The 12,377-nt window shown below is 66.7% G+C and carries 11 protein-coding genes; 9 read left to right on the forward strand and 2 right to left on the reverse strand.

The genetic code is table 11. From position 1 onward, the window contains the following. Window positions 1-9 precede the first annotated feature (9 nt). From ACXPWS_RS08425 to ACXPWS_RS08435, 3 genes are read left to right on the forward strand one after another with little or no spacing between them, the layout of a single operon-like run. Window positions 10-423, forward strand: coding sequence for a Zn-ribbon domain-containing OB-fold protein (locus tag ACXPWS_RS08425; RefSeq protein ID WP_458712008.1), 414 nt, complete (start codon window positions 10-12; stop codon window positions 421-423). Window positions 424-443: 20 nt separating this feature from the next. Then, window positions 444-1,589: a thiolase family protein gene (locus tag ACXPWS_RS08430; RefSeq protein WP_458712009.1), complete on the forward strand. Its 1,146-nt coding sequence runs from the start codon at window positions 444-446 to the stop codon at window positions 1,587-1,589. A 47-nt stretch (window positions 1,590-1,636) separates the two neighbouring features. Continuing rightward, the gene (locus tag ACXPWS_RS08435) at window positions 1,637-2,545 is read left to right on the forward strand and encodes an enoyl-CoA hydratase (protein ID WP_458712010.1); all 909 of its coding nucleotides are present in this window, start codon (window positions 1,637-1,639) and stop codon (window positions 2,543-2,545) included. A gap of 55 nt (window positions 2,546-2,600) precedes the next feature. Here the strand turns inward: ACXPWS_RS08435 and ACXPWS_RS08440 are convergent, their stop codons facing one another. Beyond that, the gene (locus ACXPWS_RS08440) at window positions 2,601-4,244 is read right to left on the reverse strand and encodes an FAD-dependent oxidoreductase (RefSeq protein ID WP_458712011.1); all 1,644 of its coding nucleotides are present in this window, start codon (window positions 4,242-4,244) and stop codon (window positions 2,601-2,603) included. Between the two features lie 15 nt (window positions 4,245-4,259). Continuing rightward, the gene (locus ACXPWS_RS08445) at window positions 4,260-4,994 is read right to left on the reverse strand and encodes an IclR family transcriptional regulator (protein ID WP_458712012.1); all 735 of its coding nucleotides are present in this window, start codon (window positions 4,992-4,994) and stop codon (window positions 4,260-4,262) included. A gap of 108 nt (window positions 4,995-5,102) precedes the next feature. Between ACXPWS_RS08445 and ACXPWS_RS08450 the strand changes: the two genes are divergently transcribed. Genes ACXPWS_RS08450 through ACXPWS_RS08475 form a run of 6 tightly spaced genes read left to right on the forward strand, consistent with a single transcriptional unit; the run spans window position 5,103 to window position 12,374 of the window. Further along, window positions 5,103-5,969: an alpha/beta fold hydrolase gene (locus ACXPWS_RS08450; RefSeq protein ID WP_458713458.1), complete on the forward strand. Its 867-nt coding sequence runs from the start codon at window positions 5,103-5,105 to the stop codon at window positions 5,967-5,969. After that, window positions 5,966-7,651, forward strand: coding sequence for a bifunctional 3-(3-hydroxy-phenyl)propionate/3-hydroxycinnamic acid hydroxylase (locus ACXPWS_RS08455; protein ID WP_458712013.1), 1,686 nt, complete (start codon window positions 5,966-5,968; stop codon window positions 7,649-7,651). The genes ACXPWS_RS08450 and ACXPWS_RS08455 overlap by 4 nt, the downstream gene beginning before the upstream one ends. Next, window positions 7,575-8,516, forward strand: a complete 942-nt coding sequence (locus tag ACXPWS_RS08460; protein ID WP_458712014.1) for a 3-carboxyethylcatechol 2,3-dioxygenase — start codon at window positions 7,575-7,577, stop codon at window positions 8,514-8,516. Before ACXPWS_RS08455 ends, ACXPWS_RS08460 begins: the two co-directional genes overlap by 77 nt. 56 nt (window positions 8,517-8,572) lie before the next feature. Then, window positions 8,573-10,231 (forward strand): FAD-binding protein, encoded by a 1,659-nt coding sequence (locus tag ACXPWS_RS08465; protein ID WP_458713459.1) that lies wholly within the window; start codon window positions 8,573-8,575, stop codon window positions 10,229-10,231. Then, window positions 10,228-11,538, forward strand: coding sequence for an LLM class flavin-dependent oxidoreductase (locus ACXPWS_RS08470; RefSeq protein ID WP_458712015.1), 1,311 nt, complete (start codon window positions 10,228-10,230; stop codon window positions 11,536-11,538). Before ACXPWS_RS08465 ends, ACXPWS_RS08470 begins: the two co-directional genes overlap by 4 nt. Window positions 11,539-11,540: 2 nt before the next feature. Beyond that, window positions 11,541-12,374: a coniferyl-alcohol dehydrogenase gene (locus ACXPWS_RS08475; protein ID WP_458712016.1), complete on the forward strand. Its 834-nt coding sequence runs from the start codon at window positions 11,541-11,543 to the stop codon at window positions 12,372-12,374. Window positions 12,375-12,377 lie beyond the last annotated feature (3 nt).

Consider the following 12,377-nt stretch of genomic DNA (forward strand, 5'->3'; position numbering starts at 1 on the left):
AGGAGTCCGATGCCGAAGGCACTTGCCCCCGAGATCTCCACGTGGCCGGACGAGGATCCGCAGCTGATCGGTAGTCAGTGCGGCGCGTGTTCGGCGACGACATTCCCGCGTCAGCAGCGCTGCCCCAAATGCAGCAAGGCGCAGATGTCCGATGTGCTGTTGCCGCGCCGCGGCACGGTGGTGGCCTGGACCACGCAGGGATTCCCGCCCGGTGCGCCGTACGCGGGACCCACCGGCAAGGACTTCGTCCCGTTCGGCGTCGGGCTCGTACAACTGGGTGATCAGATCCGCGTCGAGGGCCGACTGACCGAAAACGACCCGGCCAAGCTGAAATTCGGCATGGAGGTCGAGCTGACCATGGTGCCGTTCACCACCGACGCCGACGGCGACGAGATCGTCACCTTCGCATTCCAGCCGGTCTAGGCCCGGGGGAGGACATCAACATGAGCAATGACGTAGCCATCATCGGCGTCGGCATCCACCCGTTCGGCCGGTTCGACAAGACCGCGATGGAGATGGGTGCCGAGGCGATCACCAGCGCGCTGGCCGACGCGAAGCTGGAATGGAAGGACATCCAGTTCGGGTTCGGTGGCAGTTACGAGGTGTCCAATCCCGACGCCGTCACGCGCCTGGTCGGGCTCACCGGCATCACCTTCACCAACGTGTTCAACGCCTGCGCGACCTCGGCCAGCGCCATCCAGCAGACCGCCGACACCATCCGGTTGGGCAAGTACGACATCGGCATCGCCATCGGCCTGGACAAGCATCCCCGTGGCGCCTTCACCGATGACCCGGCCAAGCTGGCACTGCCGCAGTGGTACGCCAACAACGGCCAGTTCGTCACGACCAAGTTCTTCGGCATGAAGGCCAACCACTACCTGCACAAGCACGGCATCTCCGAGGAGACGCTGGCGCGGGTGGCCAACAAGAACTTCCGCAACGGCGTGCTGAACCCGAATGCGTTCCGGCGCAAGGAGATCTCCGTCGACGAGATCATGGCTTCGCCGGTGCTGAACTACCCGTTGCGGCAATACATGTTCTGCGCACCCGATGAGGGGGCCGCCGCGGTCATCATGTGCCGCGCCGACATCGCCCACAAGTACACCGACAAGCCGGTTTACGTGCGGGCCAGCGAGATTCGCACCCGCACCTTCGGTGCGTACGAGGTGCACGCCACCTCGGCGCCGTTGGACGAGGATCCCTCGCCGACCGTGTTCGCCGCCAAGGCCGCCTACGAAGCGGCCGGAATCGGGCCGGAAGATGTCGACATCGCCCAGTTGCAGGACACTGACGCCGGCGCGGAGATCATCCACATGGCCGAGACCGGGTTGTGCGCCGACGGCGAGCAGGAGAAGCTGCTGATCGACGGTGCCACCGAGATCAACGGCTCCATCCCGGTCAACACCGACGGTGGCCTGATCGCCAACGGCGAGCCGATCGGCGCCTCGGGCCTGCGGCAGATGCACGAATTGGTCCGGCAGCTCCGGGGCGAGGCGGGGGATCGGCAGGTGCCGGGCGCTCCGCGGGTCGGTCTGGCCCAGGTGTACGGCGCGCCGGGCACCGCCTCGGCGACCATCCTGTCGCTCTAGCGCGCCCGGCGCGGTAACGCCATTCTCAGAGGAATAGAGTGCGATTCATGGCTGACCAAACTCCTGAATATCGCTTCGTCACATACGAAACACTCGACGACGGCGTCATCGCGCGGATCATGCTGAACCGCCCCGAGGCGCGTAACGCGCAGAACCGCGGCATGCTCGTGGAGTTGCATGACGCGTTCCTGCGGGCCGAGGCGGATGACACCGTGCGCGTGGTGATTCTCGGCGGCAACGGGCCGATGTTCTCGGCCGGCCATGACGTCGGTTCGAAGGTGCAGCGCGCCGAGTACACCCCGGGTCCGGATCAGCATCCCAGCTTCACGGTGAACGGCGGCACCCGTCAAGGCGCCGAGAGCCTGATGCTGCAGGAGTGGCACCACTACTTCGAGAACACCCGGCGCTGGCGCAATCTGCGCAAGATCACCGTGGCCTCGGTGCACGGCGATGTCTACGCCGCGGCGCTGATGCTGATGTGGTCCTGCGACCTGATCGTGGCCGCCGACAACACCCGGTTCACCGACGTCGTCGGCACCCGGCTGGGCATGTGCGGCGTCGAATACTTCGCCCACCCTTGGGAATTCGGGGCCCGCAAGACCAAGGAACTGATGCTCACCGGCGACACCCTCTCGGTGGAGGAAGCGCACGCGCTCGGCATGGTGTCCAAGATCTTCCCGGCAGACGAATTGGCCGACAAGACGGTCGAATTCGCCCGGCGGATTGCCAAGGTTCCCACCATGGCGGCACTACTGGTCAAGGAGTCGGTCAACCAGACCCAGGACAACCAGGGGTTCTACAACTCGCTCAACGCGTGTTTCACGCTGCACGAGCTCAACCACAGCCACTGGGCGCAGGTGCACGAGAACAAGTTTCCCGTCGGCCTGGTCGAGGACGGCCTGGAGGACTGGCGCAACGCAGGCCCGCCCGCCGCCGCGGTCAAAGACCAGCCCTAGTTCCCTGCGATTTCGGCGCGCTTACGCGCGGCCACCGCGGGTAAGCGCGCCGAAATCACGCTGAAGTGGGTGCGGATTCGCCGGTCGCGGCGGTGTATCCGCAGCGGTAGCCGAACACCATGGCCGGCCCGAGCGTGCCGCCGGCCCCGCCGTAGGCCTTTCCGGTCACCCCGGCCATCGCATTGCCCGCGGCGAACAGGCCCTCGATCACGCCGCCGTTGACGTGGTGCACCCTGCCGTCCCGGTCGGTCCGGGGACCGCCCTTGGTGCCCATCGCCCCGACGGCCACCGGCACCGCATAGAACGGCGCGGTGTCCAGCGGGCCGAGTGTCTGCAACGCCGGCGTCGTTGCGGAGTTGTCGCCCCAGTAGCCGTCGTAAGCGCTTGCGCCGCGGTTGAAGTCGGGATCGTGTTCGTCGGCCACGTTGGCGTTCCAGGCCGTGATGGTACGGGCCAGGCCCTCGGCGGCGATCCCGGTTTTGCGCTCGAGGTCCTCCAGTGTCGCCGATTTGTTGAACCAATCGGGAGCTTCGCCACCCGGTTCGACGCCCAGGAAGCCATACCGTTTGAGGTGGTGGTCGTCGAAGACGATCCAGGCGGGGTCGTTGAGATAGCCGGTGCGCGGGTCGAGATGGTGAAACGGCCCGGCCATCGAGTTGTATTCGCCGGCTTCGTTGAGGAATCGCTTGCCGGCGCGGTTGACGATGATGCTGCGTGGCCGGGTGCGTTCCAGCCGGACGCTGCGACTGCGCGGTTTGCCGTCGAGCGTGTCCCCGGGGATCTGCACGATCGGCACCCACCACGCCTCACCCATGTTGGCCAGGTCGGCGCCGTGTGCCATCGCCATCCGCAGCCCGTCGCCGGTGTTGTTCGGCGGGGAGACCGCACCGTGCATCGGGCCGCGCAGATATGCCTCCACCAGGTGCGGATCCCATTCGAACCCGCCCGTGCCGAGCACGACGCCGCGACGGGCGCGTACCCGGACATCTGTGCCGTCAAAGATGATTCGCACACCCGCGATCCGCCCGCCGGTGTTCTCTCCGTCGTTCCGCTCGGCGATCAGCTCCACCGCGCGGGCCTCGGTCACCGGCGTCACGCCGCGGTCCAGTAGGCCCTTGAGCAGCCCGGCGATCAACGCGGTGCCGGCCACGCAGTAGTCGCCATCCATATCGTCGACCGCGGCGTGGATGCGGGCGCGCGTCTCGGCGTCGATGCCGACGTTGCTGAAGTCCACCGGGAACGCGGTGATGCGGTGACGCCAGTCGCCGAGGGCGGCCAGGTCGAATGGTGCGGCATTGAGCGATCGGCCACCACCGGGTCGCCCGCCGGGTAGCTCGGGTTTGTAGTCGGGGAAGCCTTCGGCGACCTCGAAGCGCAACTCGCTGTGCGCCTCCAGGAAGTCGAGCATGGCCGGGCCGGTCCGCACAAACGTCTCCACCAGTGCCCGATCCATCAATCCGAGGGATTGCGCCTCAAGGTATTTCAGGGCGTCGTCGACGCTGAGCACACCATCGGCCAGCCGGTTGTGTGACGGAATCCAAACGATGCCACCGGACACCGCGGTGGTCCCACCAACGGTCAGTGCCTTCTCGTAAATCGCCACCGACGCGCCGTTCACGGCGGCGGTCAGTGCCGCGGACAATCCCGCGCCGCCGCTGCCGAGGACGACGACATCGACTTCATGGTCCCAATCCGACACGTTTGACCTGTCCTTTCAGCCGAGGATTTCGGAAAGCTGTTTGGCGGCGCGGATCACGGCATCGCGGCCGCGCAGCATCACGTCCTCCCGATGGGAGATGAGGTTGATACACGTCGGGGGTGAGGGCGGACGGCGCCGCACCGGGACGGCCAGTCCGTAGGTATCGGGCTCGATCTCGCCGTGGGTGATCACGTATCCCTGTTCACGGGCTTGGCGGACCAGATCCCGCTCACCGGGCCGCGCCGGCATGCTGGACAGCAGCGCGATACCCGCCGAACCGCGGTCTAAGGGGTAGCGGCTGCCTTCGTGGAAGGACAGTTGGTAGAACACCAGCGTCGGCACGATCACCGCGATCGCGACCTGCTGGTCACCCTCGGCCACCAGCAACGAGACCGTCGTGCCCAAGTCATCGGCGAGCAGCCGCAGGGTCGGCACGCTGAGCTGACGCACGTTGTTGTCGAACGATGCGCCCAGCACGGCCAGGGTGGCGGCGGGCCGGTATTTGCCGTCCTCGCCCTTGGTGATGAAGCGGGCCTGGGTCAGCGTGCTCAGCAGCCGGTAGGCGATGGTGCGGTGCACGCCGACGAAATCGGCGACCTCGGCGGCCGTCACCCCGGCCGGCGCGCTGGCGACCGCCTGCAGGGCGGAAAGACCCCTGGCCAGAGTCTGCGACCCGGCGGCGGTGCGCGCCGGGTTGTCCGGCGTCGATCCCGCTGTGGACCCGCCGTCGAGTCCCTTGACAGACGTCATCGTGAGAGTGATGCTCTATACATAGTGCACATTGATGTTCGATATTAGCACACATCATTCGCAATGAATGAGAATGATATTTCCGCAGGAAGGGGTGGCATGGCAGGGATGCCTGCGCACGAGAGCATCTGGAGTGACCTTCAGGGCGTGGCGTTCACACAGGGCTACCTCGATGCGGGCGGCGTGCGCACCCGCTACCTGCACGCGGGTGACGAGACCCAACCGGCGCTGGTCCTCTTGCACGGCTCGGGGGGGCACGCCGAGGCCTACGTGCGCAACCTCGAGTCGCACGCCGAGCACTTCTCCACCTGGTCCATCGACATGCTCGGGCATGGGTACAGCGACAAGCCGGGGCACCCGTTGGAGGTCGCGCATTACGTCGATCACCTGCTGGCCGTCTTCGACGCCATCGGTGCCCCGACGGTGTATCTGTCCGGTGAGTCGCTCGGCGGCTGGGTGGCCGCCCGGGCCGCATCCGACCACCCGGACCGCATCGAGCGCCTGGTGCTCAACACCGCCGGCGGTTCGCAAGCCGACCCGGAAGTGATGAAACGCATCATCACGCTGTCCATGGCGGCGGCGCAGAACCCGGACTGGGACACCGTGCAGGCACGCATCAAGTGGCTGATGGCCGATAAGTCCAAGGGCTACGACGACATCGTGGCCAGTCGCCAGAAGGTGTATCAGCAGCAGGGTTTCGTGGCCGCGATGAGTGACATCATGGCGCTACAGGATCCCGATATCCGGGCCCGCAACCTGCTCGGACCTGCCGAGTACGGCGCCATCACCGCGCCCACCCTGGTGCTGTGGACCAGCGACGACCCGACCGCCGATGTCAGTGAAGGCCGGCGCATCTCGGAGATGATCCCGGGCGCCCGCTTCGAGGTGATGCCCGGCTGCGGACACTGGCCGCAGTACGAAGATCCCAAGACGTTCAACCGCCTGCACATCGACTTCCTGTTGGGACGTTCATGACCGGCGACGTCGACGTCCTCATCGTGGGCGCCGGGCCCGTCGGCCTGACACTGGCGAACATCCTCGGACTGCAGGGGGTTCGCACCACGGTGGTGGAGGACCGCGACACCCTGATCGACTATCCGCGCGGCGTCGGACTCGATGACGAATCGCTGCGCACGTTCCAGTCGATCGGCCTGGTCGAGCAGATTCTGCCGCACACCGTGCCCAACCAGATCCTGCGGTTCTACGACGGTAACCGTGGCCTGCTGGCCGAGATGGCGCCGCCCGACGCGAGATTCGGTTGGCCCAAGCGCAACGGATTCGTCCAGCCGCTCGTGGACGCCGAATTGCTGAAGGGGCTGGACCGTTTCGAACAGGTCGACATCTGTTGGGGCACCCGCATGGAGCGGTGCGTCCAAGACGCCGACGGGGTGACCGTGCACCTGCTGCGCGGCGACGCTCCGTCGCGCATCCGGGCCCGCTATCTGGTCGGCTGCGACGGTGGGCGTAGTGCCACCCGTCATGCGATGGACGTCAGCTTCGAGGGAACCACCTCCGAAACACGTTGGCTGGTCATCGATCTGGCCAACGATCCGCTCGGCCATCCGAACAGTGAGGTCGGTGCCGATCCGTCCCGGCCGTATGCCTCCATCTCGATCGCGCACGGTATCCGGCGTTTCGAGTTCATGATCCACGCAGGTGAGACCGACGAGCAGGTGGAGCGCCCGGAGTTCATCGCCGCGATGCTGGCGCCGTTCGTTCCACACCCCGAACGGGTCGACATCATCCGGCACCGGGTCTACACCCACCACTCCCGGATCGCGAGCTCGTTCCGCAACGGCCGAATCCTGATCGGTGGGGACGCCGCGCACCTGATGCCGGTGTGGCAAGGCCAGGGGTACAACAGCGGTATCCGGGACGCAGCCAACCTCGGCTGGAAGCTGGCCGCCGTGGTCGGCGGTCAGGCCGGCGACGCCCTGCTGGACAGCTATGACGCCGAGCGCCGCAAGCATGCGCGCGCCATGATCGATCTGTCCACGCTGGTCGGCCGCGTCATCTCGCCGACGAATCGGCACGTCGCAACGTTGCGGGACAAGGTGATCCGGGCCGCCTCGGTGGTGCCCACCCTCAAGCGCTATGTGCTGGAGATGCGCTTCAAGCCCATGCCGCGGTATGACACCGGCGCCGTGGTGCACGACGGCACCCCGTCGGCCACCTCACCGACGGGCACTCTGTTCATCCAGCCGCGGGTGGACACCCGAACCGCCACCAACGTGCTTCTCGACGATGTGCTGGGCACCGGCTTCGCGGTGCTCGCGTGGAACAACAACCTGCGCGAACTGCTCGACGAAGCCACCTTTGCCCGCTGGAAGGCGCTCGGCGCCACGCTCGTCGAGGCACGGCCCAGCACTCAACTGCACTGGACCGGGCACGACGATCCCGACATCACCATCGTCGGCGACCGCACCGGCGCACTGAAGAAATTCTTCGACGCCCACACCGAATCGGTGCTGTTCCTGCGACCGGACCGCGCCATCGCCGCCGCCGGCATCGCCCAGGTGGCCACCGAACTGAGCAGCACCTTGTTCGACGTCCTCTGTCTCGCCGAGGGAGGTGAATCCCATGTCCCGAGTCGCCCTGTGCTGCATGTCGCACAGCCCGCTGCTGAATCTGCCCGGCCCGTCGGCGGAACTGCTTGATGACATCGATGCCGAGCTCGCCCAAACCCGCGCCTTCGTGGCCGATTTCGACCCCGAGCTGGTCGTCATCTTCGCCCCCGACCACTACAACGGCTTCTTCTACCGGTTGATGCCACCGTTCTGTATCGGCAGCGCCGCCAACGGGGTCGGTGACTACGGCACCCACGCCGGACCGCTCGATGTGCCCGCCGCACTGGCCGATGAGATGGCCGCCGCGGCCTGGGAGGCAAATGTGGACGTGGCGCTGTCGGCCGCCATGGATGTCGACCACGGCACCGTGCAGCCGCTGGAGGTGCTCTTCGGGGACGCCGGTTCGCGACCGGTCATCCCGGTGTTCATCAACTCGGTGGCCACCCCGCTCGGTCCGCTCAAGCGCACCCGAGCCCTGGGCGCGGCGATCGGTGCCTACCTGATGACGCTCGACAAGCGGGTGCTGGTGGTGGGTTCCGGTGGGCTGTCGCATGATCCGCCGGTGCCGACGCTCGCGACCGCGCCGCCGGCCGCGCTGGCGCGCATCGTGGGCGGGGCCCCGATGTCCCCGGAAGGCCGGGCCGCGCGGCAGGACGCCGTGATCGCGGCGGCACACGATTTCGCGCACGGCGCCAGCACGTTACAGCCGCTGAACCCGGAATGGGACCGTGCCCTGCTCGACCTGATCGACACCAACCGGCTGGCCGAGGTGGACGGCTGGAGCAACGAGTGGATAGCACGTGAGGCCGGCAACTCGGCACATGAGATCCGCACCTGGGTGGCGGCGTTCGCCGCGCTGGCCGCCCACGGCGACTACCGGACCCAGCAGCGCTATTACCGCGCTGCTCCTGAGCTGATCGCGGGATTCGCGATCCGAACGGCGGTGTGCGCGTGAGCGACCAGTTCGATCATTCGGTGGATGTCCTGGTCATCGGCTCCGGTGCCGGTGGCATGACCGCGGCGCTGCGCGCCGACGCATCGGGGCTGGACACCCTGGTCGTGGAGAAGTCGGCGAAATTCGGCGGTTCGTCGGCACTGTCGGGTGGCGGCATCTGGGTGCCCGGGGCGCCGTCGCAACGCATGGCCGGCTATTCGCCGGACCCCGACGCGGTGTTCGAGTACCTCAAGACCATCACCGGCGGGCTGGTCAGCGACGAACGGCTGCGCGCCTACGTCGATACCGCCCCGGACATGATGGAGTTCCTGGAGCGGTCCAGCACGTGGTTCGAATTCGTCTGGAAACCGGGCTACGCCGATTACTATCCGGAACTCCCGGGCGGATCCGAGCGGGGCAGCACGATCAACGTGCCCGAGATGGATCTACGCAGCCTCGGTGACGAGGAGCAGAACATGCTCGCGCCGCTGGCACTGGCGCCCAAGGGAATCTGGTTCGCCCCGAAGGATCTTCGGCTGTTCTATCAGGTTCGGCAGAACTGGCGCGGCAAGGCCGTGCTGGTCAAGCTGATCTGGCGGATGGTCCGGGCGCGGGTGTTCGGCGAGCGGATGGCTGCCATCGGGCAGTCGCTGATGGCGCGGATGCGCCTGGCGCTCAAAGAAAAGAACATCCCGCTGTGGCTCTCTGCGCCGATGACCGAGCTCATCACCGACATCGACGGGGCGGTGGTCGGTGCAGTGGTGGAGCGAGACGGTCAGCCGGTGCGGATCGCCGCGCGCCGCGGCGTGGTGGTGGCCTCCGGCGGATTCGATCACGACATGGCCTGGCGCCGGCAGTACCTGCCGATCCTGGACAAGGACTGGAGCTTCGGCAATCCCGCGGCCACCGGTGACGGGATCCGCGCGGGTGAGAAGGTCGGCGCGGCGACCGATCTGCTGGACGAGGCATGGTGGTTCCCTGCGATGTGCTGGCCGGACGGGCGCCTGCAGTTCATGCTCAACGAACGGATGATGCCGTCGCAGTTCGTGGTCAACGGTGCGGGGAAGCGGTTCATCAACGAGGCCGCCCCGTACATGGATTTCGCGCACGCCATGATCGACGGCCAGAAATCCGGGATCGACCACGTGCCGTGCTGGCTGGTCACCGACATCAAGTCGTTCCGCCGGTATGTGGTCGGCGGGCACCTGCCGATCCCGAAAGTGCCGTTCGCGCCGGTGCCCACCGGGCGCAACATCCCGCAGGCCTGGCTGGACTCCGGCATCGTGGTGGCCGCCGACAGCATCGGCGAGTTGGCGGCGAAGATCAATGTTCCGCCGGATGATCTGCAGCGCACCGCGTTCCGGTATAACGAGCTCGCCACCAAAGGCCACGACGATGATTTCAACCGCGGCGACAGTGCCTACGACAACTACTACGGCGACCCGACGTTGCCGAACCCGAACCTGGCTCCGCTGGGCAAGGGGCCGTACCTGGCCTTTCAGATCATCCTGGGCGACCTGGGTACCTCGGGTGGCCTGCTGACCGACGAGCACGCCCGTGTGCTGCGTGCGGACGGCACCGTCATTGCCGGCCTCTACGCCACCGGTAACGCGTCTGCGGCGGTGATGGGCCGCAGCTATGCCGGTGCCGGCGCCACCATCGGACCCGCCATGACATTCGGTTACATAGCGGCAGAACACATTTCCCACAACTCCAATCGAGAGGTACCCGCATGAAGATCTCATTGTTCTACGAGTTCCCGCTGCCGCGGCCGTGGTCTGAAGACGATGAGCACCAGCTGTTCCAGCACGGTCTGGACGAGGTGGAGCTGGCCGACAAGGCCGGTTTCTCCACCGTATGGCTCACCGAGCATCATTTCCTGGAGGAGTACTGTCACTCCACCGCGCCGGAGATGTTCCTCGCGGCGGCCAGCCAGCGCACCAAGGACATCCGGCTCGGTTTCGGCGTGATGCACCTGCCGCCGCCGATCAACCACCCGGCCCGGATCGCCGAGCGGGTCGCCACCCTGGATCACCTGTCCAACGGCCGCGTGGAATTCGGCACGGGTGAGGGTTCCTCGGTCGCCGAGCTGGGCGGGTTCGACATCGATCCCGCGGACAAGCGCACCATGTGGGAAGAGGCGCTGGAAGTGTCCATCCGCTGTATGACCGAGGCGCCGTTCACCGGGTTCAAGGGTGAACACGTCGAGATGCCGGCCCGCAACGTGATCCCCAAGCCGCTGCAGTCGCCGCACCCCCCGGTGTGGGTGGCCTGCACCCGGCCATCCTCGGTGCAGATGGCGGCGCAGAAGGCCATCGGCGCACTCAGTTTCGCCTACACCGGACCGGAAGCGCTCAAGGACCGGGTGGACGGTTACTACAAGGAGTTCGAAGAGCAGGGCGCGCCGATCACCCCGGCCATCAACCCCAACATCCTGGCCATCGGCGGCGATCTGTCGATGATGGTGGCAAAGAGCGACGACGAGGCACTCAAGCGCCTCGGCACCGGCGGCGGCTTCTTCTCGTTCGGGATCATGCACTACTACCTGACCGGTATGCACACTCCCGGTCGCACCGGTGTGTGGGACCTCTACCAGGAGGCGGTCAAGGAGGATCCGACGCTGGCCTACGGTCCCGGCCGCGGCGCCATCGGTTCCCCGGACACCGTTCGGGAGTTCCTGCGCGGCTACGAGGCCAGTGGGGTCGACGAGATCATCCTGCTGCTCAACCCGCGCAGCCATGAGGGCACCATGGAATCGATCGAGATCATGGGCAAGGAGATCCTGCCGGAGTTCATCGAGCGGGACGCAAAGCAGGTGGCGGAGAAAGCAGTTCGATTGGCGCCGGTGATCGAGAAGGTCGAGGCGCGCCGTCAGCCGTCGAACACCCCGTTGTTCGATGAGACGTACTCCTTCGGCGGCCTGCCCACCGGCCGGGGCGGCAAGTTCACCGCCGGTGAGATCCCCGAGGCGATGGCCGAGATCAACGAGGGTCGCGTCAAGGCCGCCCAGCTGGAGAAGGATCAGCGCAAGGCCGCCCAGTAGCTATGAGTGACCGTTGGCGCTATGACGGTCGCCGGGTGGTGGTGACGGGGTGCGCGTCGGGTATCGGCGCGCACCTGGCCGCCCAGCTGACCGACCTCGGTGCCCACGTCACCGGATTGGATCTGCGCCGCCCGGAACGGACACCGGCGGCGTTCATCGAGGTGGACTTCGCCGACCGGGATTCCATCGACGCGGCGGTCGCCCGGATCGACGGCCCGGTCGACGCGTTGTTCAACGTGGCCGGGGTGTCGTCGGGGATCGGCAAGCCGCTGCTGGTGGTCACCATCAACTTCCTCGGGATGCGGCATTTCACCGAGGCGCTGCTACCGCAGATGCCGGCCGGATCGGCCATCGCCAACGTATCCTCGCTGGCGGCTGCCAACTATCTGGCCAACACCTCTGTGACGGCGGGTCTACTGGCCACCACATCGATGGCCGACGGTGCGCAGTGGTGCGAGGCCAACCCGGATGCCTTGGCCGACGGCGGGTATCGGCTGTCCAAGGAGGCGATCATCCTCTACGGCATGTCCCGCGCCCTGGAGTTGGGGCAGCGTGGAATCCGGATCAACTGCACCGGCCCCGGCGTCACCGAGACCCCGATCCTCGATCAGTTGCGCGGCGCCTACGGCCGGGATTACCTGGATTCGTTCCCGACACTGCTGGGCCATGTCTGCGGACCGGACGAACAGGCTTCGGTGCTGGCCTTCCTGAACAGTCCAGCGGCAAGCTACATTTCGGGGCAGGTCATCTGGGTGGACGGCGGGGCCGTCGCCGGCAGGATCGCAGCCACCCTGCCGTCGGAGACGGCACATGAGACCCAGAAGGGAGTCCACTGAATG

Source organism: Mycobacterium sp. BMJ-28 (assembly GCF_054404835.1).